Raw genomic sequence first — 26257 nt, forward strand, 5'->3', positions numbered from 1 at the left:
GAGCGCGGCGATCGACGCCATCATCAGCCGCGCGGGCTTCCAGCGCCAGCCGAGCACGACGAGCGCCGGCACGGTGCCGATCATCACCGCCTTGTCGTAGTAATTCATGTGTTCGTTGTAATGCACGAACGCATAGCCCGCGCCGACCACGAGTGCCAGTGCGAACAGCCAGTCGATGACCGACAGGCGCGCGAGGAACGGACGGTCGTCGAACAACGGCGCCGGATTCGGGGCCTGGACCGACCCCGAACGGGAAGAGGAAACTTGCGTGAGATCCATGATGTTACCGGGTGGAATTCTCGGAATCGCCGCCGGCAGGCGGACGGGCAGTCGCTGCCGCACCGGCGGGCGCGGCGTCGCGCGGTGCGGCGCGCAAGGCGGCGCCGGCCGCGTCGCGCGTCTGCACGAATTCTTTCTCGAAATCGAAGGTCTTGCGGGCCGTGGACATCGCCATCACCACAGCGACGCCCGAACCGGCATCCTTGAGCCAGAACCAGAGGCGCCGCTCGCGCACGTAGAACATCGAGAAGATGCCGGCGACCAGCAGCAGGCTGCCAAGATACACCAGATTCTTGCCGGGTGCGCGCGTCAACTGAAATACCGAAGCTTGCACCTGCTTGAAGGAGTCAAGCTGCAAATAGACCGGCGATCCATACAAGAAGCTGTCCGATAGCGCATTGATCGCGTTCTGCACGAAGCGGATCGTGTCGGCGCCCTGTTGGGCAGCCGGCTCGCCGGCGCGCTCGCGCGCGATCTGCCAGACCTCCCACATCGAACCCTCGAGCATGCGCAGCAGCAGGCTCGCCGCCTTCTCCTGCTCGGCCTTCGGCACCGAACGATCGATGAAGGTCGCCACCGCCTGGAAGCCGCCGACCGGCTGGCCGTCGGCGCCGCGGCCGATGCTGTCGTCGCTCGCCGCAAAAAGGGTCAGCACTTTGAACGCGCTGTCCTGCAGGCGGCCGCGCAGCGACGCTTCGGTCGTCGGCAGCGAACGCTGCGCGAAGCGCGCGGCGGCGTCGGCACGCACGGCCGGATCCTCGAGCGCGGCGCGCAGGCGCATCCATTCACCGATCGAATCCTGGCTGTCGGCCGGAATCCGCATGTAGCGGAACGGATCGTTCGGGCTCGCGCGCACGCCGGCGAGGAACACGCGCGTGCCGCCCATGTCGACCGGCAGCATGTAGTTGTTGAATTCGCGCGCCTGGCCGTCCTTGCCGCGAATCTTGTACTGCACCGACGGGCCGATGTTGTGGAGCTGCACCGGCTTCGACGTCTTCGCGCCCGAACCGAGCCGCTCGTCGAACGCTTCCTTCAGCGACGCCGTCTTCGCGACGCCGCGCACGTCCGGCTTGCCGTTCGCGTCGGCCATGTTCTCGACGTTGATCGCGCGGAAGTCGGAGAACTCGATCGTGTCGCCGTCGCTGCCCGGCATCTGCAGCGGCGCCGTGCTGCCGATCGTGCCCTTCACCGCGAAGGTCTTCGCGTTGCCGCCCGTCATCGGGTAGGCCGTCATCTCCATCTGCGAGCCGCCGTCCTGGAAGCTCGACTGGTAGATCGACACGCCCTTGTACGTGAACGGCTTGTTGACCTCGACGCGCGCGGGGATCTTCTGGCCCGTCTCGCGATCGATCACGACGATGTCGCTCGCGAACAGCTTCGGCATCCCGGTCGTGTAGTAGTCGACGATGAACTTGTTGAGCTGGATCGAGAACGGCAGGTCCTGGATCAGCGAGCCGCTCGGCTGGTTCAGGATCGCGGTCGACACGAACTGGCCTTCCGGCACCCACGCGTAGCCGCGGAACGTCGGGTTCGACACGGACAGCCGGTGGTCGGGCGAGATTTCGCTGATCGTCGCGCTCGTGTTGACCGGGCTCTTGCCGAACATCCACATCTGAAATTTGATCGGCAGGTTGCTGTCCAGCAGGCCGCCGATACAGATCACGACGATCGCAAGGTGCGCGGAGATGTAGCCCCACTTCGTCAGCGCGCCGCGCTTCGCGGAAATCAGCGTCGCGCCGTCGGTTTCACGCACGACGTGCTTGTAGCCGGCCTTGGTGACGAACGTGGCGAGCGTGGCCGCGACGGTCGCGCGCGTGCCGGACGCCGAGTATTCGGCCTTGTGGTGGAACGCGCGCAGGCTGCCTTCGCGGACCTTGTCCTTCCAGCTCTTCGCATCGGCAAGCATCTTCGGCGCATTGCGGATCACGCACAGCGAGATCGACACGACGAGGAAGATCAGGATCAGCATGAACCACCAGGCGCTGTACACGTTGTACAGGCCCAGCGAGCGGAAGATGTCCGCCCAGAACGGCCCGAACTGGTTCACGTAGTTCGGATACGGGTCGTCCTGCGTCAGGACCGTGCCGACGATGCTCGCGATCGACAGCACTACCAGCAGCGCGATCGCGAAGCGCATCGAGCTCAGCAGCTCGATCGCGCGCCTGGACGCACTTTGACCCGACTTCGACTGCAACCCCGACGTGGTAACGCTCATTCAAACTCCGACTAAGGGGAAACAGCCCCTACGCTCACTATGTTCTCTGCCCCCGAGGGGGCGGTCAGCACGCTGGGGACGACCCGGCGAATGCCGACAAAAAAGGGCGAGGCAACCGCAATCACGCGGCGCCCCACCCTTTTTCTTGTTCTGACGCCGGCCGCCCTTCGGGCGCCCGGTCATTCCATTCGCGACCGTCCGGTCAACGCAGGCCCGCGATGTAATCCGCGACGGCCTTGATCTCGTTGTCCGACAGACGCGCTGCGATCTGATGCATCGCCTCGTTGTTGTTGCGCGCGCCGACACCCTGCTGGAACGCGGTCAACTGGGCAACCGTGTAATCGGCCCATTGCCCCGACAGACGCGGATACTGGACCGGAATCCCCTGCCCCGTCGGCCCGTGGCAGCTCGCGCAGGCGGGTACACCCTTTTCCGCGATGCCGCCGCGATAGATCTTCTGGCCGATCGGCACGGTCGCCGCGTCGCGTGCGGTGCCGAGCTTCGTCGTCTGCGATCCGTAATACGCAGCGACGTTGCGCATGTCGTCCGCGCTCAACGCGCTCGCGAACCCGACCATCACCGGATTGGTCCGCGCCGGCCCCTTCGCGCCCGGCTGGGCCTTGAAGTCGTTCAACTGCTTGACCAGATAGTCGGGATGCTGGCCGGCCAGCTTCGGGAAACTGCCCGACGCGCTATTGCCGTCCGCGCCGTGACACGACGCGCAAACTTGCCCGGCAATCGCCTTGCCGCGGTCCAGATCCGGCTTTGCCGCATCCGCCGCATTTGCCTCCGCTACGAAACCTACGAACCCTGCTGCAACCTGAAGCACCATCAGAGACTTGCACAGTCGATTCATTCGCACACCCTGTTTCGTCTTGTGGGAATTTGAGGTTCTGCAAAAAACGACGTCGACCAGTCTACCGCAGAAGCTGCATAAAAGCGCGAGGCAGGCGCCCGCAGCCCTTCGGCAAAACCGCCGTATTGTACAATATCGCGCTGAAAGCTCCCGCGCCTATCGGGGCTACCCCGCCTCCACCAAGCGGCTCGCGCCGCCCCGTCCCACCGGTTTCCCCATGGCCTTTTTGCTCCACCAAGCCCGCTTCTACACGACCGTCAACCATCTGCGCGACCTGCCGCCGACGGTACAACCGGAAATCGCGTTCGCGGGCCGCTCGAATGCCGGCAAATCGACGGCGATCAACGTGCTGTGCAACCAGAAGCGGCTCGCCTTCGCGTCGAAGACGCCCGGCCGCACCCAGCACATCAACTACTTCTCCGTCGGCCCGGCCGCCGAGCCCGTCGCGAACCTCGTCGACCTGCCCGGCTACGGCTACGCGGAAGTGCCGGGGGCCGCGAAGGCCCACTGGGAAATGCTGCTGTCGTCCTACCTCGCGACGCGTTCGCAGCTGTGCGGCCTGATCCTGATGATGGATTCGCGCCGCCCGTTGACCGACCTCGATCGCCGGATGATCGAGTGGTTCGCGCCGACCGGCAAGCCGATCCACACGCTGCTGACGAAGTGCGACAAATTGACGCGGCAGGAAAGCATCAACGCGCTGCGCAACACTCAGAAGGGACTCGACGCGTACCGTGACCAGGGCGTGAAGGGCAAGCTGACGGTCCAGCTGTTCTCGGCGCTGAAGCGCACGGGGCTCGACGAGGCCCACGAACTGATCGAGAGCTGGGTGCGGCCGTCCGTCGCCGACGAAAAAAGCGAGCCTGTAGCACAATGAGCGGGCAACGCGCGGCCGGGACCGGCCGTGCGCACCTGACGGCACCTGCGGATTCGGCCGGCTCATAAAAAAACCCGCCGTTGAACGGCGGGTCAAACAGCCTAATCGAATAACGACAGGCACCCGCTCAGGGAGGAGAAGCGGGGAGCTGCACGCGACGCGTGCCGCTCGATCGCTATCATATACCAACGCTCTCGAAAATGACCTAAGGGTTCCGTAAGGTTCTTACTACCCTGATTTCTGCCCAATCGCCATGAGCTTCCATCCGCTTCACCGTCCGCGCCGGATGCGCCGCGACGACTTCTCCCGGCGCCTGATGCGCGAAAACCGCCTGACCACCGACGACCTGATCTATCCGGTGTTCGTCGTCGACGGCACCAACGAACGCCAGAGCGTCCCGTCGATGCCCGGCGTCGAGCGCGTGTCGGTCGATCTGCTGATGCATGTCGCCGAGCAGTGCGTCGAACTCGGCGTGCCCGTGCTATCGCTGTTCCCGGCCATCGAGCCGTCGCTGAAGACGCCTGACGGCCGCGAAGCGGCAAATCCGGAAGGCCTGATCCCGCGCGCGGTGCGCGAGCTGAAGAAGCGCTTCCCCGAACTCGGCGTGCTGACCGACGTCGCGCTCGACCCGTACACGAGCCACGGCCAGGATGGCGTGCTCGACGAGAACGGCTACGTGATCAACGACGACACGATCGAGATCCTGGTCGACCAGGCGCGTGCGCAGGCCGAAGCCGGCGTCGACATCGTCGCGCCGTCGGACATGATGGACGGCCGCATCGGCGCGGTCCGCGAAATGCTGGAAAGCGACGGTCACATCCATACGCGCATCATGGCCTATTCGGCCAAGTTCGCGTCGGCGTTCTACGGCCCGTTCCGCGATGCGGTCGGCTCGGCGTCCAATCTGGGCAAGGGCAACAAGATGACCTACCAGATGGATCCGGCGAACAGCGACGAAGCGCTGCGCGAAGTGCGCCTCGACATCGACGAAGGCGCCGACATGGTGATGGTCAAGCCCGGCATGCCGTATCTCGACATCGTGCGCCGCGTGAAGGACGAGTTCCGCTTCCCGACCTACGTGTACCAGGTGAGCGGCGAATACGCGATGCTGAAGGCCGCCGCGATGAACGGCTGGCTCGATCACGACAAAGTCGTGCTCGAATCGCTGCTCGCATTCAAGCGCGCAGGCGCCGACGGCGTGCTCACGTACTTCGCGCTCGATGCCGCGCGTCTGCTGAAAGCGCAGCGCTGAGCCGCGCGCCGGCCGGCACAAGGAAAAACGGCGGGACACTTCGGTGTCTCGCCGTTTTTTTGCATCGTCCGGCCGGCGCAGCTGGCCGCCCGTGCGCCGACCAGCGCGCGTTACACCGTCGGTACCGCCGCGCGATCGAGGCTGCGCAGGAACGTCTCGGCCGCCTGATAACCAACCACACGGCCGATCTCGTTGCCGTTGCGATCGAAGAAGATGATGCCCGGCGGCCCGAACAGGTTGAAGCGCTTGAGCAGCGCCTGGTCGTCCGGATTGTTCGCGGTGACGTCGGCACGCACCAGGTGAAGCTGCGCGAGCCGCGCCTGCACGCGCGAATCGGTGAACGTCAGATGCTCCATCTCCTTGCAGCTCACGCACCAGTCGGCGTAGAAATCGAGCATCACGGGCTGGCCCGACGTCTTCAGCAGCGCGTCGAGCTCGCGACTGGAGCGCACCGACGCGAACGCGGGCCCCTGCCCTCCGGTCGCCGCACCGGCTGCCGACGCATCGCCCGACGCAACCGTGCGCGCCGCGAGCACGGCCAGCGGCTTCACGGGGTCGTTGGAGCCCGCCGCAAGACCGACGAGCAGCGTTGCAGCCCAGATCGCAAGCGCAGCACCGAGGCCGCGACCGAGACGGCGCCAGATCGATGCGGCGCCGGCATGCGGCGTAAACAGGCCGAGCGCCGCAGCCGCGACGAGCAGCCACAATGCGGCGAGCACCATCTTCAGAGCGCCCGCGAGCACCGGCCACACGATCCACAGCGCGGCGGCAAGCAGCACGATGCCGAAGAACACCTTCACGCCGTCCATCCATGCACCCGCGCGCGGCAGCACCGTACCGGCACCGATGCCGACGACGAGCAGCGGCACGCCGAGCCCCAACCCCATGGCGAACAGCGCAGCGCCGCCGAGCAGCGCATTGCCGGTGTGCGCGATGAACGCGAGCACCGCAAACAGCGGCGCCGTCATGCATGCGCCGACGACCAGCGCCGACAACGCCCCCATCGCGGCGACCGCGACGAAATGGCCGCCCCGGCGCGCGCTCGAGGCTTCCGCCGCGCCGTTCTGCCAGCGCTCGGGCAGCGCGATGTCCTTGCCGGAAATCAGCGATACGGCGAATGCGGTGAGCAGCACGCCGAATGCACCGAGCACCCACGGGTTCTGCAGCCATGCGCCCAGGCTCTGGCCGACCAGCGCCGCCGCGATGCCCAGCACCGTATAGACGAGCGCCATGCCGACCACGTACGTCAGCGACAGCGCGAAACCGCGTGCGTGCGTCGCGTGCGTGCCCTGGCCGATGATGATCGCGGACACGATCGGAATCATCGGATACGAGCAGGGCAGGAGACTCAGCACGACGCCGGCGACGAAATACAGCGCGACGATGGTGAAGAAACCGTGCCCCTCGAGCAGCGACTGCGCGAAATCCGCGCTCGTGACCTTGTCGAACCAGCTGCCCGAAGCCGCCGTGCGATCGACCGGCGCGGCCGCGCCCAGCGCTGCGCCGTCGACCTTCACGACGTGCTCCGCAGGCGGATAGCAGATTCCTTCGTCGGCGCATCCTTGCGACGTCACCGCGAGCTCGAACGGCCCCGCCGCCTGCTTGACCGGAACATGAATCACGACCTCGTCGCGATAGGTCTCGACTTCCTTCTGGAACGTCTGGTCGAACTTCACGTGGCCGGCCGGGAATTGCGGATCGCCGAGCGTCGCCTGGCCGCCCTTCACCGCGAACGCGAACCGCTCGCGGTACAGGTAATAGCCGCTGGCAACCTTGAAACGGACGTCCACCTGCCCCGGCGATTCGCTCGCGCTGAACTTGAATGCGACCGACGGATCGAGAAAATCGTCGGCCGCGCGCGCGACCGACAGGCCGCCCAGCACGAACATGAACGACATCAGGACTGCGAGAAACCGCAGCGCGCGCACGCGCACGGAAAGCGCCATACCGTTAAACATGAAATAGACGTTGAGTTTCGCTGGTCACCCATTGGCCGTACGCGGCCGTGGCCGTCGCCTGCCACGAGACGATTTCCGGCGTCTCGTACGGATGATGCGCGAGAATAAATCGTTCCAGTTCGAGCGAGCGGACGGGGCTCGTCTTGAACAGCAACTGGATCTCGTCGGCCGTCTCGACCTTGCCCTGCCAGTGATAGCGCGACTTGATCGCACCGAGCTCCGACACGCACGCGGCAAGCCGCGCGTCGAGCGCGCCGTCGGCGAGCGCCGCGGCCGTCGCCGCATCCGGCACCGTCGTCAGCATCAATACCACCACCATACGCGCCCTCCTGACTGGCCTTTACCGGCTTCCGCCGCCACGAATCGCCCATCGAGGGCGCGCGCCGATAACTGCATATCGTAGCGCAGCCCGCGCGACGCTGCCGGCACCGGCCTGCGACAATCGATCGCAGCCGAGGCGCCGCCAAAAACAAAAAGGGCCAAGCAATTGCTCGGCCCTTTCGGATCCTGCTGCGTACCGGAAGCTTACTCGGCTTCTTGCACGTTTTCCGTTTCGTCGACTTCCGGACGATCGAGCAGCTCGACCAGTGCCATCGGTGCGTTGTCACCGACGCGGAAGCCGAACTTCAGCACGCGCAGGTAGCCGCCCGGACGGTTCGCGAAACGCGGACCGAGCACGTCGAACAGCTTCGCCACCGAGTCACGATCGCGCAGGCGGTTGAACGCCAGGCGACGGTTTGCCAGCGACGGCTTCTTGCCGAGCGTGATCAGCGGCTCGACGACTTTACGGAGTTCCTTCGCCTTCGGCAGCGTCGTCTTGATGACTTCGTGCTCGATCAGCGAGTTGGACATGTTACGGAGCATAGCCAGACGGTGGCTGCTCGTGCGGTTCAGTTTCCGCAGACCATGACGATGGCGCATTTCAGTTTCCTTGATTCAAAGTTTTGATCCAGCTCTTCTATCGCACCTCAGGGGTACACGGGCCGGTAGAGAAAAAAGCAAGATGCGGATTTTAAAGGAAAATCCGCATCTTTGCCAACTACTGCTACAGCCGGGCTACAGCCGGGCTTACTTGTCGAGACCAGCCGGCGGCCAGTTTTCGAGCTTCATGCCCAGCGTGAGACCGCGCGAAGCGAGCACTTCCTTGATCTCGTTGAGCGACTTGCGACCGAGGTTCGGCGTCTTCAGCAGCTCGTTTTCCGTGCGCTGGATCAGGTCGCCGATGTAGTAGATGTTCTCGGCCTTCAGGCAGTTCGCCGAACGAACCGTCAGCTCGAGATCGTCCACCGGACGCAGCAGGATCGGATCGATCTGCGGTGCGCGCGACGGTGCTTCGGCAGCCGTTTCCGTGCCTTCCAGTGCCGCGAACACGGACAGCTGGTCGACCAGGATGCGGGCCGATTGACGGATCGCCTCTTCCGGGGTGATCACACCGCTCGTCTCGATGTTCATCACGAGCTTGTCGAGGTCGGTACGCTGCTCGACACGTGCGCTTTCAACGGCGTAGCTCACGCGGCGAACCGGCGAGAACGATGCGTCGAGGACGATGCGGCCGATGATCTTGGCCGTGTCTTCGCCGTAGCGACGGACGTTGCCGGGCACATAGCCGCGACCCTTTTCGATCTTGATCTGAACGTCGAGCTTGCCGCCCTTCGACAGGTGTGCGATCACGTGATTCGGGTTGATGACTTCGCAATCGTGCGCCAGCTCGATATCGCCGGCCGTGACGACGCCTTCGCCTTCCTTGCGCAGGGTCACCGTCACTTCGTCACGGTTGTGCAGCTTGAACACCACACCCTTCAGGTTCAGCAGCAGGTTGACGACGTCCTCTTGCACGCCGTCAAGCGTCGAATACTCGTGCACCACGCCAGCGATCGTGACTTCGGTCGGCGCGTAGCCAACCATCGACGACAGCAGCACGCGGCGAAGCGCATTGCCCAAGGTGTGGCCGTAACCGCGTTCGAACGGTTCCATGACCACCCTCGCGTGGTTCTCGCCCAGCGATTCCACGGCGATGATCTTGGGTTTCAGCAAACTGGTTTGCATGGGCTTTCCTTTTCAATACCCTCGGCTCGTTACACCGATAAGGCTGACCGGTAACAACCAGAAAATAAACAGCCGAGGCCCCTCCTTGCATAACGCAATCGGGGTACCTCGGCCGTCAATCGGATTAACGCGAATACAATTCGACGATCAGGCTTTCGTTGATGTCGCCTGCGATTTCAGCGCGTTCCGGCATTTGCTTGAACGTGCCTTCGAACTTCTTCGCATCGACTGCAACCCAGCTCGGCATGCCGCCTTGCTCGGCCAGCGACAGCGCTTCGACGATACGCGCCTGCTTCTTCGCCTTTTCGCGGATCGCGACGACGTCACCCGCCTTCACTTGCTGCGACGGCACGTTCGCGACGACGCCGTTCACCGTGATCGACTTGTGGCTCACCAGCTGACGCGCTTCAGCGCGGGTCGAGCCGAAGCCCATGCGATACACGACGTTGTCGAGACGCGACTCGAGCAGTTGCAGCAGGTTTTCACCCGTGTTGCCCTTGCGGCGGTCGGCTTCAGCGAAGTAGCGGCGGAACTGACGCTCCAGGACGCCGTAAATACGCTTGACCTTCTGCTTTTCGCGCAGCTGCGTACCATAGTCGGACGTACGTGCGCCCGAGGTACGGCCGTGCTGACCCGGCTTGCTGTCGAGCTTGCACTTGTCGGCGAGCGAGCGGCGCGCGCTCTTCAGGAACAGGTCGGTGCCTTCACGGCGGGACAGCTTGGCCTTAGGGCCGATATAACGTGCCACTTTGCATTCCTTTATCAATCAGTCACGCGGACCGGAATCCGCGCTAGTTCGCGCCCTTTGGGGCGAACGGTGGGCTTAGTCAATCAAAAAAGCAACGCCCGTCGACGCTACGCGGCGACAGGCAAATGCGCCAGCACGAGCGTGCCAGCAGCATTCTTAGATACGACGGCGCTTCGGCGGACGGCAGCCGTTGTGCGGAATCGGGGTGACGTCCGAAATCGCGGTGATCTTGATGCCGAGGCCATGCAGTGCACGCACTGCCGACTCACGACCCGGGCCCGGGCCCTTGATCCGCACTTCCAGATTCTTCACGCCATATTCCATCGCCACGCGACCGGCCGACTCAGCAGCAACCTGAGCAGCGAACGGCGTCGACTTGCGCGAGCCCTTGAAGCCCTGGCCGCCCGACGTCGCCCATGCCAGTGCATTGCCCTGGCGATCGGTGATCGTGATGATCGTGTTGTTGAACGACGCGTGAACGTGAACCACGCCTTCAGCGACGTTCTTCTTAACCTTCTTGCGAACGCGTTGCGCCGCGGTGTTCGAAGCCTTAGCCATTACGTTTTCCTGTAACTGTCAGTTCCGCTTACTTCTTCAGCGCTTGCGCTGCACGACGCGGACCCTTGCGGGTACGTGCGTTCGTACGCGTACGCTGACCGCGCATCGGCAGGCCCTTGCGATGACGAACGCCACGGTAGCAACCGAGGTCCATCAGGCGCTTGATGTTCATCGTCACTTCACGGCGCAGATCGCCTTCGACGATGAACTTGCCCACTTCTTCACGCAGCTTTTCGAGGTCTGCGTCGGTCAGGTCCTTGACCTTCTTCGAGAATTCCACGCCAGCTGCCGTGCAGATGCTGCGCGAGCGCGTGCGGCCGATACCGAAGATTGCCGTCAGGCCGATCTCGGTATGCTGGTGATTCGGGATGTTAACCCCTGCGATACGAGCCATTGTTTTTCCTCAAACAAAAAGCGCAAACAAACGCGCGGTCAGCCTTGGCGCTGCTTGTGGCGCGGATCCGAGCTGCAGATCACGCGAACGACGCCTTTGCGCTTGATGATCTTGCAATTGCGGCAAATGCGCTTAACCGATGCCATCACTTTCATGATAATACCCTTTTTTCAAATCACTTCGCCCGGAACACGATCCGCGCACGAGACAGATCGTAAGGCGTCAATTCAACCGTCACCTTGTCGCCCGGCAGGATGCGGATGTAGTGCATCCGCATCTTCCCGGAGATATGCCCCAACACGACATGGCCGTTTTCCAGCTTCACGCGGAAGGTCGCATTCGGGAGGTTTTCGATCACCTCACCTTGCATCTGGATTACATCGTCTTTGGCCATAGTCCTTGATTAACGCATTGGGATGTTGCCGCCCTTGAAGTTTGCCTTCTTGAGCAGCGACTCATACTGTTGCGACATAACGTACGACTGCACCTGCGCCATGAAGTCCATCGTGACGACGACAATGATCAGCAGCGACGTTCCACCAAAATAAAACGGCACGTTCCAGCGCAGCACCAGGAATTCCGGCAACAGACACACGAAGACGATGTAGATCGCACCGGCCAGCGTCAGACGCGTGAGGATGCGGTCGATATATCGTGCGGTCTGATCGCCCGGACGAATGCCCGGAACAAACGCGCCGCTCTTCTTCAGGTTGTCCGCGGTTTCCCTGCTGTTGAACACCAGTGCGGTGTAGAAGAAGCAGAAAAACACGATCGCCAGCGTGTACAGCAGCACATAGACCGGCTGGCCCGGCTTCAGCGCCTCCGCGACGTTATGCAACGTGTTGGAGATCCAGCTTCCCGACGGCTGACCCGTGCTGAACCAGCCGAGAATCGTGGCCGGGAACAGGATGATCGACGATGCGAAGATCGGCGGAATCACGCCCGACATGTTCAGCTTCAGCGGCAAGTGCGACGACTGGCCACCGTAGATCTTGTTGCCGACCTGGCGCTTCGCGTAGTTCACGAGGATCTTGCGCTGACCGCGTTCGATGAACACGACCAGGTAAGTCACCGCGGCGATCAGAACGACGATGATGATCGCCGAAATGATGCTCATCGAACCCGTACGCACCAGCTCGAACAGCCCACCGACGGCATTCGGGAACCCTGCTGCGATCCCGCCGAAGATGATGATCGAGATGCCGTTGCCCAGACCACGCTCGGTGATCTGCTCACCCAGCCACATCAGGAACATCGTGCCGGTAACCAGCGTCACGACCGTCGTCAGCCGGAACAGCATGCCGGGGTCGATCACGAGGCCCGGCTGGTTTTCCAGCGCAGCCGCGATACCGAACGCCTGGAAGGTCGCGAGCACCACGGTGAAATACCGCGTGTACTGCGTGATCTTCCGTTGCCCTGCCTGCCCTTCCTTCTTCAGCGCCTCGAGTTGCGGCGAGACGATCGCCAGCAACTGCATGATGATCGACGCCGAGATGTACGGCATGATCCCCAGCGCAAAGATCGTGAAGCGGGAAAGCGCGCCACCCGAGAACATGTTGAACATGCCCAGGATGCCGCCCGCCTGGCTCTGGAACAGCTTCGCCAGTTGATCCGGATCGATGCCCGGCACGGGGATGTGCGCGCCGATGCGATAGACGATCAGCGCCAGGAGCAGGAACATCGCTCGCCGACGCAGATCGCCGAATTTCGCCGTGCTTCGACCGGGTTTTGCAAGACTCGGGCTGTTAGCCAAGTACCTTCTCCGATGAATGCAAGTAACGACGCGCTACGCGTGTCACTCGGCGAACGAACCGCCAGCCGCTTCGATCGCAGCGCGCGCACCCTTGGTGGCACCGAGACCCTTCACGACGATCTTGCGCTTCAGTTCGCCCGTCGCGATGATCTTTGCGCTCTTCGTCAGCTCGCCGACCAGGCCGGCTTGCTTCAGTGCGAGCAGATCGATTTCATCGACCGGCAGCTTCTCGAGGTCGCCCAGGCGCACTTCACCGACGAATTCCTTCGTCAGCGACGTGAAGCCGCGCTTCGGCAGACGACGTTGCAGAGGCATCTGACCGCCTTCGAAACCGACTTTGTGGAAGCCGCCCGAACGCGATTTCTGACCCTTGTGACCACGGCCAGCCGTCTTGCCGAGGCCCGAACCGATGCCGCGGCCGACACGACGCTTGGCGTGCTTTGCACCAGCGGCCGGCTTCAGGTTATTCAATTCCATATCAACTCCTTGATCCGTAGGGCCGCTTACGCGATGACCTTAACGAGGTACGAGACCTTGTTGATCATGCCGCGGACCGCCGGCGTATCCTGCAGCTCGCTAACCGAGTTGAGTCGGCGCAGGCCCAGGCCACGCACGGTCGCACGGTGCGATTCGCGGGTCCCGATCAGGCTCTTGACGAGCTGAACCTTGACAGTTTTTTCAGACATGGTGACCACCCGGGCTTAGCCCAAAATATCTTCGACGGACTTGCCGCGCTTCGCCGCGATGTCTGCCGGGGTCGACTGCTTGCGCAGACCGTCCAGCGTGGCGCGAACGAGGTTGTACGGGTTCGTCGAACCGTGGCTCTTCGCCACGACGTTCTGAACGCCCATCACGTCGAACACTGCGCGCATCGGGCCGCCGGCGATCACGCCCGTACCTGCCTTCGCCGGAGCGAGGAGGACAGCGGATGCGCCATGCTTGCCGTGCACTTCGTGCTGCAGCGTGCCGTTCTTGAGCGGCACCTTGAACATGTTGCGGCGAGCTTGTTCCATTGCCTTCTGGACAGCGACCGGCACTTCCTTCGCCTTGCCCTTGCCCATACCGATGCGGCCATCACCGTCGCCAACCACGGTCAGTGCGGCGAAGCCGAGAATACGGCCACCCTTCACGACCTTGGTCACGCGATTGACCGAAATCATCTTTTCGCGAAGGCCGTCGTCGCGCTCGTCAGCCTGAACTTTCGCTTGCATCTTTGCCATGACGAATTCCTTCCTTAGAACTTGAGCCCAGCTTCGCGAGCTGCCTCAGCCAGCGCCTTGACGCGGCCGTGGTAGCGGAAGCCCGAGCGGTCGAAGGCGACGGATTCGATGCCGGCAGCCTTTGCCTTCTCGGCAATACGCTTGCCGATCAGCGTCGCGGCATTAACGTTGCCGCCCTTGCCCGACTTGTCGGCCAGTTCAGCGCGCACTTCTGCCTCGAGCGTCGACGCGCTGGCGAGCACCTTGGTGCCGCAGGGCGAGAACACTTGAGCGTAGATGTGCGTGTTCGTGCGATGCACGGCGAGACGCGCGACCTGCAGCTCAGCGATCTTGATACGCGTCTGGCGAGCGCGGCGCAGGCGAGATTGAGTCTTATCCATGATTGCGCACCCTTACTTCTTCTTCGTTTCTTTGAGGATCACAACCTCGTCGGAATAGCGCACGCCCTTGCCCTTGTAGGGCTCCGGCGGACGGTAACCGCGGACTTCCGCAGCCACTTGACCGACTTGTTGCTTGTTGATCCCCTTGATCACGATTTCGGTTTGCGTCGGGGTTTCAGCCTTGACGCCTTCCGGCATCTGGTGCACCACCGGGTGCGAGAAACCCAGCGACAGGTTCAGCTTGTCGCCTTGCGCTTGCGCACGATAACCGACGCCAACCAGCGTCAGCTTGCGCTCGAAACCCTTGGTCACGCCGTGCACGGCATTCGCGATGATCGCGCGCATCGTGCCCGACAGTGCGTTTGCTTCGCGGCTTTCGTCGACCGGCGACAGATTCAGCGTGCCGTCGTTGTTCGCCACGTTCACGAGCGGATTGATCGCTTGCGTGATGGTGCCCAGCGGGCCCTTGACGGTGATCGCACCGTCGGCCAGCTTGACTTCCGCGCCTTGCAGCGCGATCGGGCTCTTACCTACTCGAGACATGTTTCTCTCTCCTCGGCTTTAAGCAACGTAGCAGATGACTTCGCCGCCGACGCCGGTAGCGCGCGCCTTGCGGTCGGTCATCACGCCCTTCGGCGTCGACACGATTGCCACACCCAGGCCGTTCATGACCTGCGGAATGTCGTTACGGCCGCGGTACACGCGCAGACCAGGCTTCGACACGCGCTCGAGGCGTTCGATGACCGGGCGACCTGCGTAGTACTTCAGCGCGATATTCAGTTCGGACTTCGCACCTTCCGCCTTGACGGCGAAATCGTCGATATAACCTTCGTCCTTCAGGACTTGCGCGATTGCAACCTTGACCTTCGACGAGGGCATCGCAACCGATACCTTCTCGACCATCTGCGCGTTGCGGATGCGAGTCAGCATATCGGCGATAGGATCACTCATGCTCATTTACGTTTCTCCTATTACCAGCTCGCCTTGGTCAGGCCAGGAATCTCGCCACGGAATGCGATTTCACGAATCTTGTTACGCGCGAGGCCGAATTTACGGAACGTGCCACGCGGACGGCCCGTGATCGCGCAGCGGTTACGCTGGCGGGTCGGGTTTGCGTTGCGGGGCAGTTGCTGCAGCTCCAGGCGTGCTTCGTAGCGCTCTTCTTCCGACTTGCTTTGGTCTTCGACGATCGCCTTCAGCGCTTCGCGCTTTGCTGCGAACTTCGCGACCAGGCGGGCGCGCTTCTTTTCACGTTCGATCAGTGCCAGTTTAGCCACGGTAACCTCAGTTTCTGAACGGGAACTTGAAGCTGGCGAGCAGAGCCTTTGCTTCGTCGTCGGTCTTCGCAGTCGTCGTGATGCTGATGTTCAGCCCACGCAGTGCGTCGATCTTGTCGTAGTCGATTTCGGGGAAAATGATCTGCTCTTTCACACCGATGTTGTAGTTGCCGCGGCCATCGAAGGCACGACCCGACACACCGCGGAAGTCACGCACGCGGGGCAGGGCAACGGTCACGAAACGGTCGAGGAATTCGTACATCGCTTGGCCACGCAGCGTCACCATCGCGCCGATCGGGTAACCCTGGCGGATCTTGAAGCCTGCGATTGCCTTGCGTGCCTTCGTGACGACCGGCTTCTGACCAGCGATCTTCGTGAGGTCGCCGACGGCGTTCTCGATGATCTTCTTGTCAGCGATCGCTTCGCCAAGACCCATGTTCAGCGTGATCTTGGTGATGCGCGGCACTTCCATGACCGACTTGTAACCGAACTTCTCGATCAGGCCGGGCACAACCTTTTCTTTGTAAAACTCTTGAAAACGAGCCATTTTTTACTCCGCTGCGTCAGGCGCTCAGTACGGCACCGGTCGTCTTCAGGAAGCGAACCTTCTTGCCTTCCTCGACCTTGATGCCAACACGCGACGCCTTGCCATTCGCGTCGACCAGTGCGACGTTCGAAATATGCAGGGGCATCGTCTTCGCTTCCACGCCGCCCGTCGTACCCTTCATCGGGTTCGGCTTCACATGCTTCTTGACGAGGTTGATACCTTCAACCGTCACATGTTCTGCACCGACAGCCAGCACGACGCCGCGCTTGCCCTTGTCTTTGCCAGTGACGACGATGACTTCGTCACCTTTGCGAATCTTGTTCATCGCGACTCCTTACAGCACTTCCGGCGCCAGCGAAACGATCTTCATGAATCGTTCGCTACGCAGCTCACGCGTCACCGGCCCGAAGATACGGGTGCCGATCGGCTCAAGCTTGTTATTCAAAAGCACAGCGGCGTTGCCGTCGAACTTGATCAGCGAGCCGTCTTGACGGCGAACACCCTTGGCGGTGCGGACCACCACGGCGTTGTAGATTTCGCCTTTCTTCACGCGCCCGCGCGGCGTTGCTTCTTTGACGGTCACCTTGATGATGTCGCCAATGCCGGCATAACGACGCTTCGAGCCGCCGAGCACCTTGATGCACATGACTTCACGTGCACCCGTGTTGTCGGCTACTTCGAGCCGAGATTCGGTCTGGATCATGGTTTGTCTTTCCCAACTTAATCCGATTGCACCACCATGATGCATTCGGTCAGTCTTGGTCCCGTCAGCCAATCGGCTGCTTGGGTTGGAACAGCAGCGACGGCAAACGAAACCCGCCATCGCAATTCGGTGAATCTTTCGGACAGGCTGGCGCCAGTCCGCTTCCCCCACCAACTTCGCCCGCGACGGGGCTCCCATAAAGAGGGAAGACCAGGATTATAACAAATAACCCTGGTCACGCAAGCAAAAACTTTGCGATTTCAAGCACTTCGTGGCGAAGTGCTTGTTACTGCCTACTGCTCTGCCCGCTTAGATGACGCGAGCTGCTTCGACGAGGCGCGACACCGTCCAGGCCTTCGTCTTCGAAACAGGACGAGTTTCCTGGATTTCGACGAGATCGCCTTCGTTGCAGGTGTTCGCTTCATCATGCGCGTGGTACTTCTTCGAGCGCACGACATACTTGCCGTAGATCGGGTGCTTGACGCGGTGCTCGATCAGCACGGTGACGGTCTTGTCCATCTTGTTGCTGACGACCCGACCGACCAGCGTCCGCTTCAGCGAGGTTTTCACGCTATCGTTCATTTCTGGTTCGCCTTCTGAGTCATGACGGTCCGCACACGTGCGATGTCGCGACGAACCTTCTTCAGCTGGCTCGTGTTCGTGAGCTGCTGGGTCGCGAGTTGCATGCGCAGGCCGAATTGCGCCTTCAGCAGGTCCGCCAGCTCCTTGTTGAGCGCGGCCTGGTCTTTCTGGAGAAGTTCGGAAGCCTTCATGTTTTCTCCTTAGGCGCCGAGCTGGCGCACGATGAATGCCGTCTTCAGCGGCAGCTTGGCTGCAGCCAGACGGAACGCTTCGCGTGCCAGTTCTTCGGTTACGCCGTCCATTTCATAGAGCATCTTGCCCGGCTGGATCTCGGCGACGTAGTACTCCGGGTTACCCTTACCGTTACCCATACGCACTTCTGCCGGCTTTTGCGAAATCGGCTTGTCCGGGAAGATCCGGATCCAGATGCGGCCGCCACGCTTGATGTGACGCGTCATTGCACGACGCGCCGCTTCAATCTGACGTGCGGTCAAACGACCGCGACCGATCGCCTTCAGACCGAATTCACCGAACGACACTGCGTTGCCGCGCGTCGCCTTGCCGGTGTTACGACCCTTCTGCTCTTTACGATACTTTCTGCGTTTCGGTTGCAGCATCGTTATTCTCCAGTCTTGCCGTCTTCGGGCTTGCCGGCGCCACGGCGCGGTGCGCCACGACGAGCACCCGGAGCGCCGCCTTCGCCGTCACGGCGCGGACGACGGTCGCCCGGACGCGCATTGCGACGCGGACGCTTGTCTTCGGCTACTTCTTCGACCACCGGCGCGTCATTGCGGCCGAGCGTGTCGCCCTTGTACACCCACACCTTGACGCCGATGATCCCGTAGGTCGTCTTCGCTTCCGAGGTCGCGTAGTCGATGTCGGCACGCAGCGTGTGAAGGGGCACGCGACCTTCGCGATACCACTCCGTACGAGCGATTTCGATACCGTTCAGACGGCCTGCGCTCATGATCTTGATGCCTTGGGCACCCAGACGCATCGCGTTCTGCATCGCACGCTTCATCGCGCGACGGAACATGATCCGGCGCTCGAGCTGTTGCGTGATCGAGTCAGCGATCAGTTGCGCATCGGTTTCCGGCTTGCGGATTTCTTCGATGTTGACGTGAACCGGCACGCCCATGCGGCGTTGCAGTTCCGTCTTCAGCTGTTCGATATCCTCGCCCTTCTTGCCGATGACGACGCCCGGACGCGAGCTGTAAATCGTGATGCGCGCGTTCTTCGCCGGACGCTCGATGACCACCCGACCGACCGAAGCGTTCTTCAGCTTCTTCTTCAGGTATTCACGAACACCGATGTCTTCCTGCAGCATCGCCGCGAAATTGTTGTTGTTCGCGTACCAACGCGAAGCCCAATTGCGGCTGACAGCCAGGCGGAAGCCAGTCGGATGAATTTTCTGTCCCATCGTATGGCTCCTTAATTCCCGACCGTCACAGTGATGTGACAGGATTGCTTCTCGATGCGGTTACCGCGGCCCTTGGCGCGCGCGGTGAAACGCTTGAGCGATGCCGCCTTGTCGACGTAGATGCTCTTGATCTTGAGCTCGTCGATATCAGCGCCTTCGTTGTGCTCCGCATTCGCGATTGCCGACAGCACAACCTTCTTCACGATGCCAGCCGCCTTCTTCGGCGAGAACGTCAGAACGTTCAGCGCCTTGTCGACCGGCAAACCGCGGATCTGGTCAGCCACAAGGCGCGTTTTTTGCGCCGAGATGCGGGCACCGCGATGAATTGCTTTCACTTCCATCTTGATTGCCCCTTATTTCTTGGCCTTCTTGTCGGCCGCGTGACCCTTGAACGTACGGGTCAGTGCGAACTCGCCAAGCTTGTGGCCGACCATGTTTTCCGAGATGTACACCGGAACGTGTTGACGGCCGTTGTGAACAGCGATCGTCAGGCCGATGAAATCCGGCAGAATCGTCGAGCGACGCGACCAGGTCTTGATCGGCTTTTTGTCGCGCGAAGCTGCAGCCGCCTCAACTTTCTTCAGCAAATGGGCGTCGCAGAACGGACCTTTTTTTACAGAACGTGCCATTGCCTACTCCTTAACGCTTGTGACGGCGCTGGACGATCATCGTCGTCGTGCGCTTGTTGCTGCGGGTGCGGTAACCCTTAGCCGGCGTACCCCACGGGCTCACCGGGTCGCGACCTGCAGCCGTCTTGCCCTCACCACCACCGTGCGGGTGATCAACCGGGTTCATCGCAACGCCACGCACCGTCGGGCGGATACCGCGCCAGCGGTTCGCGCCAGCCTTGCCGATTTGGCGCAGGCTATGCTCTTCGTTACCGACTTCACCGATCGTTGCACGGCACTCGATGTGCACGCGGCGGATTTCGCCCGAACGCAGACGAACCTGCGCGTAGACGCCTTCACGTGCCAGCAGCATGGCCGACGTGCCAGCCGAACGCGCCATTTGCGCGCCCTTGCCCGGCAGCATCTCGATGCAGTGGATCGTCGTACCGACCGGAATGTTGCGGATCGGCAGCGTGTTGCCTGCACGGATCGGCGCTTCCGAACCCGACATCAGCTGTTGGCCGACGGTCAGGCCCTTCGGGGCGATGATGTAGCGACGCTCGCCGTCTGCGTAGAGCACCAGCGCGATGTTCGCGCTACGGTTCGGGTCGTACTCGAGACGCTCGACCTTTGCCGGAATGCCATCCTTCGTGCGACGGAAATCGACGATACGATAGTGCTGCTTGTGACCACCACCCTTGTGACGCGTGGTGATACGGCCGTTGTTGTTACGGCCGGCGGTCGAGCTCTGCGAGTCGAGCAGTGCCGCGAACGGCTTGCCCTGGTGCAGGTTCTTGTTGACCACCTTGACCATCGCGCGGCGACCCGGCGATGTCGGCTTAACTTTCACGATTGCCATGATTACTTGGCCTCCGCTTCAAAGTTGATTTCCTGGCCGGGCTTCAGGCAAACGTACGCCTTCTTCACGTCCTTGCGGCGGCCCATCGAACGGCCGAAGCGCTTTTGCTTGCCCTTCTGAACCAGCACGTTGACCGAATCAACTTCAACCTTGAACAGCAGCTCGACAGCCGCCTTCACTTCCTGCTTCGTGGCATCCGGTGCGACTTCGAACACGACTTGCTCGTTCTTGTCGGCAACCAGCGTCGCCTTTTCCGAGATCACCGGTGCGAGCAGGACCTGCATCAAACGATGATCGTTCTTGCGAATCTCGCTCATGACAGCAACTCCTCGATCTGGGCGACCGCAGCCTTCGTGACCAGCACTTTCTTGAAGTAGATCAGCGACAGCGGGTCAGCGTAGCGCGGCTCGACAATCGCCACGTGCGGCAGGTTGCGCGAAGCCAGGTACAGGTTCTCGTCGACCGTGTCCGTGATGATCAGAACGGAGTCGAGACCCATGGTCTTGAATTTGTCAGCCAGCAGCTTGGTCTTCGGCGCTTCGAGGATGATGTCCTCGACGACCGACAGACGGCCTTCGCGGGCCAGCTGCGAGAAGATCGAGCAGAGACCTGCGCGATGCATCTTCTTGTTGACCTTGTGCGAGAAGTTTTCTTCCGGCGAGTTCGGGAAGATGCGACCACCGCCACGCCACAACGGGCTCGACGACATACCGGCACGAGCGCGGCCCGTACCCTTCTGACGCCACGGCTTCTTGGTGGTGTGCTTGACTTGCTCGCGGTCCTTCTGTGCGCGGTTACCCTGGCGAGCATTCGCCTGGTACGCGACGACGACCTGGTGGATCAGCGCTTCGTTGTAGTCACGACCGAACACGACGTCCGACGCGTTGACCACTGCACCTTCCTGACCATTTTCGTTCAGGAGCTTGAGTTCCATTATTTCGCCCCCTTGGTCTTGACGGCCGGCGTCACGAAAACCTTGCCGCCCTTCGCGCCCGGAATCGCGCCCTTGACGAGCAGCAGCTTGCGCTCTGCGTCGATACGAGCGATTTCGAGGTTCTGCACCGTCACCGTAACGTCACCGAGGTGACCCGTCATGCGCTTACCCGGGAAAACGCGACCCGGATCCTGCGCCATACCGATCGAGCCCGGCACGTTGTGCGAGCGCGAGTTACCGTGGGTAGCACGGCCGGAGGAGAAGTTGTAACGCTTGATCGTACCGGCGTAGCCCTTACCGATCGACACGCCTTGCACGTCGACCTTCTGGCCTACTTCGAAAAGATCAGCACCGACCACGGCGCCATTCGACAGCTCAGCTGCCTTGGCCGCGTCAATGCGGAATTCCTTGAGGATTTCACCGGCTTCGACACCGGCTTTGGCGAGATGACCTGCCAGCGGCTTCGTCACGCGCGATGCGCGGCGGGAGCCGAATGCAACCTGCACGGCCGTGTAGCCGTCGGTTTCAACAGTCTTGATCTGCGTCACGCGGTTGTCCGACACGTCCAGCACGGTGACGGGAATCGAATCCCCTTCAGCCGTGAAGATACGGGTCATGCCAACCTTGCGACCTACGAGTCCAAGGCTCATCATTTTCTCCATTCCCGACTGCGATTGGTCGGGGCTGATTTACAAAATGCCGGGCACGCAAGGCCCAACTTTTTTACGCGAATACGCGAAAAGCCAAGCAGTATAGCCCGACTTCTCGATTTCCGCAAGCAATACAAAGACTTAGCACCGCCCGGCACGCCGGGAGGCGCCGAAAGCCTTACTGCAGCTTGATTTCCACGTCGACGCCAGCCGGCAGGTCGAGCTTCATCAGCGCGTCAACCGTCTTGTCGGTCGGATCGACGATGTCCATCAGGCGCTGGTGGGTACGGATTTCGAGCTGATCGCGCGACGTCTTGTTGACGTGCGGCGAACGCAGGATGTCAAAACGCTGGATGCGCGTCGGCAGCGGCACCGGGCCACGGACGATTGCGCCAGTCCGCTTCGCGGTATCGACGATCTCGGCAGCCGATTGATCGATCAGACGATAGTCGAAAGCCTTCAGGCGAATGCGGATTTTCTGTTGCTGCATGACGATTCCTTGAAAAGAGCGAGGCGATGTTGCATCGCCGGACACTAAAAGAACGCGAAACCTGTTGCCTGCGGGGAGCGAGGCGCCCGGTCCCGAACGGTACTTCCACTGCTAAGCCCGCGATTCTACACGAAAAATCGAAGCGGTGGTGTGCGTTTGTCAATACGGCAACGCGCACGCCACAAAGAAAAACCGGGTGCCAGATCGAACTGGACACCCGGTTTCGACGGTACGACTGCCTACCGTGGAATCGCGGACCCCGGAGGGATCCGCGGATCGTCGATATTACTCGATGATCTTGGCGACGACGCCGGCGCCGACGGTACGGCCGCCTTCGCGGATTGCGAAGCGCAGACCTTCTTCCATCGCGATCGGAGCGATCAGCTTCACCGTGATCGACACGTTGTCGCCCGGCATCACCATTTCCTTGTCCTTCGGCAGCTCGATCGAGCCCGTCACGTCCGTCGTACGGAAGTAGAACTGCGGACGGTAGTTGTTGAAGAACGGCGTGTGACGGCCGCCTTCGTCCTTGCTCAGCACGTACACTTCAGCCGTGAAGTGCGTGTGCGGCGTGATCGAACCCGGCTTCGCCAGAACCTGGCCACGCTCCACGTCTTCACGCTTCGTGCCGCGCAGCAGGATACCGACGTTGTCGCCTGCCTGACCTTGGTCCAGCAGCTTGCGGAACATTTCAACGCCCGTGCAGGTCGTCTTCACCGTCGGCTTGATACCGACGATTTCGATTTCTTCGCCGACCTTCACGATGCCGCGCTCGACACGACCCGTCACCACCGTACCACGGCCCGAGATCGAGAACACGTCTTCCACCGGCATCAGGAACGCGCCGTCAACTGCACGCTCCGGCGTCGGGATGTACGTGTCCAGCGCATCGGCCAGGCTCATGATCGCCACTTCGCCCAGCTCGCCCGTGTCGCCTTCCAGCGCCAGCTTGGCCGAACCCTTCACGATCGGCGTGTCGTCGCCCGGGAAGTCGTACTTCGACAGGAGTTCGCGAACTTCCATCTCGACCAGCTCGAGCAGTTCAGCGTCGTCCACCATGTCGCACTTGTTCAGGAACACGATGATGTACGGAACGCCAACCTGACGTGCCAGCAGGATGTGCTCACGCGTCTGCGGCATCGGGCCGTCTGCTGCCGAGCAAACCAGGATCGCGCCGTCCATCTGTGCCGCGCCCGTGATCATGTTCTTCACATAGTCAGCGTGGCCCGGGCAGTCGACGTGTGCGTAGTGGCGGTTAGCCGTTTCGTACTCGACGTGTGCCGTGTTGATCGTGATGCCGCGCGCCTTTTCTTCCGGTGCCGCGTCGATCTGGTCGTAAGCCTTCGCTTCGCCGCCGAACTTCTTCGTCAGCACCGTCGTGATCGCTGCCGTCAGCGTCGTCTTGCCGTGGTCAACGTGACCAATCGTACCAACGTTGACGTGCGGCTTGGTCCGCTCAAATTTACCTTTTGCCATGATTCTCTTCTTTCAAAAAATATCGGTTGGTAGCTGCAGATTTACTTCGACTTCGCGCTGATGATCGCTTCAGCAACGTTGCGCGGAGCTTCAGCGTAGTGCTTGAACTCCATCGTGTACGTTGCACGACCTTGCGTCAGCGAACGCAGCGACGTCGAGTAACCGAACATTTCCGACAGCGGCACTTCGGCGCGAACGATCTTGCCGCCGCCAACCATGTCTTCCATGCCCTGGACGATGCCGCGACGGCCCGACAGGTCGCCCATCACGTTGCCCATGTAGTCTTCCGGCGTCTCGACTTCGACAGCCATCATCGGCTCGAGGACGACCGGGTTCGCCTTGCGCATCGCTTCCTTGAACGCCATCGAACCGGCCATGCGGAACGCGTTTTCGTTCGAGTCAACGTCGTGGTACGAACCGAACGTCAGGTGAACCTTCACGTCGACGACCGGGAAGCCAGCCAGCACGCCCGACTTCAGCGTGTCCTGGATACCCTTGTCGACCGCCGGGATGTATTCACGCGGAATCACACCACCCTTGATCTCGTCGAAGAACTCGTAGCCCTTGCCTTGTTCGTTCGGCTCGAGCGTGATGACCGCGTGACCGTACTGGCCGCGACCACCCGACTGCTTGACGAACTTGCCGTCGACATCCTTCGCCGTCGAACGGATCGTTTCGCGGTATGCAACCTGCGGCTTGCCGACGGTCGCTTCCACGCCGAATTCACGCTTCATCCGGTCGACCAGAATTTCGAGGTGGAGCTCGCCCATGCCCGAAATGATGGTCTGGCCCGACTCTTCGTCGGTCTGCACGCGGAACGACGGATCTTCCTGCGCCAGACGGTTCAGCGCGAGGCCCATCTTTTCCTGGTCAGCCTTGGTCTTCGGCTCGACAGCCTGCGAAATCACCGGCTCCGGGAACACCATGCGTTCGAGAACGATCGGGTTCGCCGGGTCGCACAGCGTGTCGCCCGTGGTCGCTTCCTTCAGGCCGACCGCAGCAGCGATGTCGCCTGCACGGACTTCCTTGATTTCTTCACGCTGGTTCGCGTGCATCTGCAGAATCCGGCCGAGGCGTTCCTTCTTGCCCTTGGTCGAGTTCAGCAGCGTGTCGCCCGAATTGACGACGCCCGAGTACACACGGAAGAAGATCAGCTGGCCGACGAACGGGTCGGTCATGATCTTGAACGCGAGCGACGAGAACTTCTCTTCGTCCGACGCCTTGCGCTCTGCTTCTTCACCGTTTTCGAGCTCGCCCTTGACCGGCGGGATGTCGACCGGCGACGGCAGGAAGTCGATCACGGCGTCGAGCATACGCTGCACGCCCTTGTTCTTGAACGCGGTACCGCACAGCATCGGCTGGATTTCGCACGCGATCGTACGGTCGCGCAGCGCCTTGACGATGTCGGCTTCCGGCAGATCGCCTTCTTCCAGGTACTTGTTCATCAGGTCTTCGCTGGCTTCAGCAGCCACTTCGACCATCTTTTCGCGCCATTCCTTGCAGGTCTCGGCGAGCTCGGCCGGGATGTCGACGTAGTCGAACTTCGTGCCTTGCGACGCTTCGTCCCAAATGATCGCCTTCATCTTGATCAGGTCGACCACGCCCTTGAAGTTTTCTTCCGAGCCGATCGGCACCACGACCGGAACCGGGTTCGCCTTCAGGCGCAGACGGAGCTGGTCGTAGACCTTGAAGAAGTTCGCGCCGGTACGGTCCATCTTGTTGACGAACGCGAGACGGGGCACCTTGTACTTGTTAGCCTGGCGCCACACCGTTTCCGACTGCGGCTGCACGCCGCCCACTGCGCAGTACACCATGCACGCGCCGTCGAGCACGCGCATCGAACGCTCCACTTCGATCGTGAAGTCGACGTGGCCCGGGGTGTCGATGATGTTGATGCGGTGTTCCGGATAGTTGCCGCCCATGCCCTTCCAGAAGGCCGTGGTAGCAGCGGACGTGATCGTGATGCCACGCTCTTGTTCCTGCTCCATCCAGTCCATCGTTGCTGCGCCGTCGTGGACTTCACCGATCTTGTGGTTCACACCGGTGTAAAACAGAATGCGCTCGGTCGTCGTCGTTTTGCCGGCGTCGATGTGAGCGCTAATACCGATATTGCGGTAGCGCTCGATAGGAGTCTTGCGAGCCACTTTGATCCTCTACTGGGATGACATGATGCAG

The 26257-nt window shown here is 61.7% G+C and carries 37 protein-coding genes and 1 pseudogene; 2 read left to right on the top strand and 36 right to left on the bottom strand.

The features are described from left to right. The 3 genes and pseudogenes from U4012_RS34020 to U4012_RS34030 form a co-directional block, all read right to left on the bottom strand. Positions 1-279: pseudogene (locus U4012_RS34020) on the bottom strand (c-type cytochrome biogenesis protein CcsB); the annotation flags it as partial. Between the two features lie 4 nt (positions 280-283). Next, positions 284-2494: a cytochrome c biogenesis protein ResB gene (locus U4012_RS34025; RefSeq protein ID WP_321804176.1), complete on the bottom strand. Its 2211-nt coding sequence runs from the start codon at positions 2492-2494 to the stop codon at positions 284-286. Positions 2495-2696: 202 nt separating this feature from the next. Further along, the gene (locus tag U4012_RS34030) at positions 2697-3350 is read right to left on the bottom strand and encodes a c-type cytochrome (protein ID WP_044848922.1); all 654 of its coding nucleotides are present in this window, start codon (positions 3348-3350) and stop codon (positions 2697-2699) included. 217 nt (positions 3351-3567) lie between these two features. Between U4012_RS34030 and yihA the strand changes: the two genes are divergently transcribed. Together yihA and hemB are read left to right on the top strand one after the other, a co-directional pair. Continuing rightward, positions 3568-4227, top strand: a complete 660-nt coding sequence (gene yihA, locus U4012_RS34035) for a ribosome biogenesis GTP-binding protein YihA/YsxC (protein WP_044848923.1) — start codon at positions 3568-3570, stop codon at positions 4225-4227. Between the two features lie 253 nt (positions 4228-4480). After that, a complete protein-coding gene (gene hemB, locus U4012_RS34040) occupies positions 4481-5479 on the top strand; it encodes a porphobilinogen synthase (RefSeq protein ID WP_121860787.1) in 999 nt (332 codons plus the stop codon). Between the two features lie 110 nt (positions 5480-5589). Here the strand turns inward: hemB and dsbD are convergent, their stop codons facing one another. The 33 genes from dsbD to fusA all read right to left on the bottom strand — a co-directional run bounded on the left by dsbD (position 5590) and on the right by fusA (position 26226). After that, positions 5590-7437: a protein-disulfide reductase DsbD gene (dsbD, locus tag U4012_RS34045; protein ID WP_321804181.1), complete on the bottom strand. Its 1848-nt coding sequence runs from the start codon at positions 7435-7437 to the stop codon at positions 5590-5592. Continuing rightward, positions 7430-7756 (bottom strand): divalent-cation tolerance protein CutA, encoded by a 327-nt coding sequence (gene cutA, locus U4012_RS34050; RefSeq protein ID WP_044848926.1) that lies wholly within the window; start codon positions 7754-7756, stop codon positions 7430-7432. The genes dsbD and cutA overlap by 8 nt, the downstream gene beginning before the upstream one ends. A gap of 206 nt (positions 7757-7962) precedes the next feature. After that, a complete protein-coding gene (rplQ, locus tag U4012_RS34055; RefSeq protein WP_006477175.1) occupies positions 7963-8358 on the bottom strand; it encodes a 50S ribosomal protein L17 in 396 nt (131 codons plus the stop codon). A 147-nt stretch (positions 8359-8505) separates the two neighbouring features. Beyond that, positions 8506-9483, bottom strand: a complete 978-nt coding sequence (locus U4012_RS34060) for a DNA-directed RNA polymerase subunit alpha (protein ID WP_006477176.1) — start codon at positions 9481-9483, stop codon at positions 8506-8508. 124 nt (positions 9484-9607) lie between these two features. Beyond that, the gene (rpsD, locus tag U4012_RS34065; RefSeq protein ID WP_006477177.1) at positions 9608-10231 is read right to left on the bottom strand and encodes a 30S ribosomal protein S4; all 624 of its coding nucleotides are present in this window, start codon (positions 10229-10231) and stop codon (positions 9608-9610) included. A 156-nt stretch (positions 10232-10387) separates the two neighbouring features. After that, a complete protein-coding gene (gene rpsK, locus U4012_RS34070) occupies positions 10388-10789 on the bottom strand; it encodes a 30S ribosomal protein S11 (protein ID WP_004197937.1) in 402 nt (133 codons plus the stop codon). A gap of 28 nt (positions 10790-10817) precedes the next feature. After that, positions 10818-11183: a 30S ribosomal protein S13 gene (gene rpsM / locus U4012_RS34075; RefSeq protein ID WP_039323572.1), complete on the bottom strand. Its 366-nt coding sequence runs from the start codon at positions 11181-11183 to the stop codon at positions 10818-10820. Positions 11184-11221: 38 nt separating this feature from the next. After that, positions 11222-11338, bottom strand: a complete 117-nt coding sequence (rpmJ, locus tag U4012_RS34080; RefSeq protein WP_004199844.1) for a 50S ribosomal protein L36 — start codon at positions 11336-11338, stop codon at positions 11222-11224. 20 nt (positions 11339-11358) lie between these two features. Then, positions 11359-11577 carry a translation initiation factor IF-1 gene (gene infA, locus U4012_RS34085; RefSeq protein ID WP_004521905.1) on the bottom strand — a complete coding sequence of 73 codons (219 nt, stop codon included), beginning with the start codon at positions 11575-11577 and terminating at the stop codon, positions 11359-11361. Positions 11578-11586: 9 nt separating this feature from the next. After that, positions 11587-12936, bottom strand: a complete 1350-nt coding sequence (secY, locus tag U4012_RS34090; protein WP_006400642.1) for a preprotein translocase subunit SecY — start codon at positions 12934-12936, stop codon at positions 11587-11589. 42 nt (positions 12937-12978) lie between these two features. Next, a complete protein-coding gene (gene rplO, locus U4012_RS34095; RefSeq protein WP_006482880.1) occupies positions 12979-13413 on the bottom strand; it encodes a 50S ribosomal protein L15 in 435 nt (144 codons plus the stop codon). A 26-nt stretch (positions 13414-13439) separates the two neighbouring features. Next, positions 13440-13622 (bottom strand): 50S ribosomal protein L30, encoded by a 183-nt coding sequence (gene rpmD / locus U4012_RS34100; protein ID WP_006400644.1) that lies wholly within the window; start codon positions 13620-13622, stop codon positions 13440-13442. A 15-nt stretch (positions 13623-13637) separates the two neighbouring features. After that, complete coding sequence (gene rpsE / locus U4012_RS34105; protein WP_006752931.1) at positions 13638-14156, bottom strand: 30S ribosomal protein S5; 519 nt, start codon at positions 14154-14156, stop codon at positions 13638-13640. A gap of 14 nt (positions 14157-14170) precedes the next feature. After that, positions 14171-14536, bottom strand: coding sequence for a 50S ribosomal protein L18 (gene rplR / locus U4012_RS34110; RefSeq protein WP_006477183.1), 366 nt, complete (start codon positions 14534-14536; stop codon positions 14171-14173). Between the two features lie 12 nt (positions 14537-14548). Further along, a complete protein-coding gene (gene rplF, locus U4012_RS34115; protein ID WP_006758786.1) occupies positions 14549-15079 on the bottom strand; it encodes a 50S ribosomal protein L6 in 531 nt (176 codons plus the stop codon). A gap of 18 nt (positions 15080-15097) precedes the next feature. Next, a complete protein-coding gene (gene rpsH / locus U4012_RS34120) occupies positions 15098-15493 on the bottom strand; it encodes a 30S ribosomal protein S8 (protein WP_006477185.1) in 396 nt (131 codons plus the stop codon). A 14-nt stretch (positions 15494-15507) separates the two neighbouring features. Then, on the bottom strand, positions 15508-15813 hold the full coding sequence (rpsN, locus tag U4012_RS34125) for a 30S ribosomal protein S14 (RefSeq protein ID WP_006482884.1): 306 nt from the start codon (positions 15811-15813) through the stop codon (positions 15508-15510). Positions 15814-15820: 7 nt separating this feature from the next. Then, complete coding sequence (rplE, locus tag U4012_RS34130) at positions 15821-16360, bottom strand: 50S ribosomal protein L5 (protein ID WP_006477186.1); 540 nt, start codon at positions 16358-16360, stop codon at positions 15821-15823. 16 nt (positions 16361-16376) lie between these two features. Beyond that, positions 16377-16685: a 50S ribosomal protein L24 gene (gene rplX, locus U4012_RS34135; RefSeq protein WP_006477187.1), complete on the bottom strand. Its 309-nt coding sequence runs from the start codon at positions 16683-16685 to the stop codon at positions 16377-16379. Between the two features lie 9 nt (positions 16686-16694). Continuing rightward, positions 16695-17063 (bottom strand): 50S ribosomal protein L14, encoded by a 369-nt coding sequence (gene rplN, locus U4012_RS34140; protein WP_006752929.1) that lies wholly within the window; start codon positions 17061-17063, stop codon positions 16695-16697. 309 nt (positions 17064-17372) lie between these two features. Continuing rightward, complete coding sequence (rpsQ, locus tag U4012_RS34145) at positions 17373-17645, bottom strand: 30S ribosomal protein S17 (RefSeq protein ID WP_006752928.1); 273 nt, start codon at positions 17643-17645, stop codon at positions 17373-17375. Further along, positions 17642-17836: a 50S ribosomal protein L29 gene (gene rpmC, locus U4012_RS34150; protein WP_006400652.1), complete on the bottom strand. Its 195-nt coding sequence runs from the start codon at positions 17834-17836 to the stop codon at positions 17642-17644. Before rpmC ends, rpsQ begins: the two co-directional genes overlap by 4 nt. A gap of 9 nt (positions 17837-17845) precedes the next feature. Beyond that, positions 17846-18262, bottom strand: a complete 417-nt coding sequence (gene rplP, locus U4012_RS34155) for a 50S ribosomal protein L16 (protein WP_006482873.1) — start codon at positions 18260-18262, stop codon at positions 17846-17848. Between the two features lie 2 nt (positions 18263-18264). Beyond that, positions 18265-19065 (bottom strand): 30S ribosomal protein S3, encoded by an 801-nt coding sequence (gene rpsC, locus U4012_RS34160; RefSeq protein WP_006482899.1) that lies wholly within the window; start codon positions 19063-19065, stop codon positions 18265-18267. An 11-nt stretch (positions 19066-19076) separates the two neighbouring features. Then, entirely contained in the window at positions 19077-19406 is a 330-nt protein-coding gene (rplV, locus tag U4012_RS34165) for a 50S ribosomal protein L22 (protein ID WP_004199272.1), read from the bottom strand. A 12-nt stretch (positions 19407-19418) separates the two neighbouring features. Next, a complete protein-coding gene (gene rpsS / locus U4012_RS34170; protein WP_004199273.1) occupies positions 19419-19694 on the bottom strand; it encodes a 30S ribosomal protein S19 in 276 nt (91 codons plus the stop codon). Between the two features lie 10 nt (positions 19695-19704). Then, complete coding sequence (rplB, locus tag U4012_RS34175) at positions 19705-20532, bottom strand: 50S ribosomal protein L2 (protein WP_006482900.1); 828 nt, start codon at positions 20530-20532, stop codon at positions 19705-19707. A 2-nt stretch (positions 20533-20534) separates the two neighbouring features. Beyond that, the gene (gene rplW, locus U4012_RS34180) at positions 20535-20849 is read right to left on the bottom strand and encodes a 50S ribosomal protein L23 (protein WP_004199275.1); all 315 of its coding nucleotides are present in this window, start codon (positions 20847-20849) and stop codon (positions 20535-20537) included. Further along, positions 20846-21466 (bottom strand): 50S ribosomal protein L4, encoded by a 621-nt coding sequence (gene rplD, locus U4012_RS34185; RefSeq protein WP_006477192.1) that lies wholly within the window; start codon positions 21464-21466, stop codon positions 20846-20848. Before rplD ends, rplW begins: the two co-directional genes overlap by 4 nt. Next, positions 21466-22116 (bottom strand): 50S ribosomal protein L3, encoded by a 651-nt coding sequence (gene rplC / locus U4012_RS34190; RefSeq protein WP_006752926.1) that lies wholly within the window; start codon positions 22114-22116, stop codon positions 21466-21468. Before rplC ends, rplD begins: the two co-directional genes overlap by 1 nt. 178 nt (positions 22117-22294) lie before the next feature. Further along, complete coding sequence (gene rpsJ / locus U4012_RS34195) at positions 22295-22606, bottom strand: 30S ribosomal protein S10 (RefSeq protein ID WP_004199280.1); 312 nt, start codon at positions 22604-22606, stop codon at positions 22295-22297. Between the two features lie 285 nt (positions 22607-22891). Then, positions 22892-24082 (bottom strand): elongation factor Tu, encoded by a 1191-nt coding sequence (gene tuf / locus U4012_RS34200; protein ID WP_011350666.1) that lies wholly within the window; start codon positions 24080-24082, stop codon positions 22892-22894. Between the two features lie 41 nt (positions 24083-24123). After that, positions 24124-26226, bottom strand: coding sequence for an elongation factor G (fusA, locus tag U4012_RS34205; RefSeq protein WP_044849034.1), 2103 nt, complete (start codon positions 26224-26226; stop codon positions 24124-24126). Positions 26227-26257: the final 31 nt, after the last annotated feature.

The sequence above is a fragment of the Burkholderia sp. BCC1988 genome, assembly GCF_905339895.1.
GTDB lineage: Bacteria > Pseudomonadota > Gammaproteobacteria > Burkholderiales > Burkholderiaceae > Burkholderia.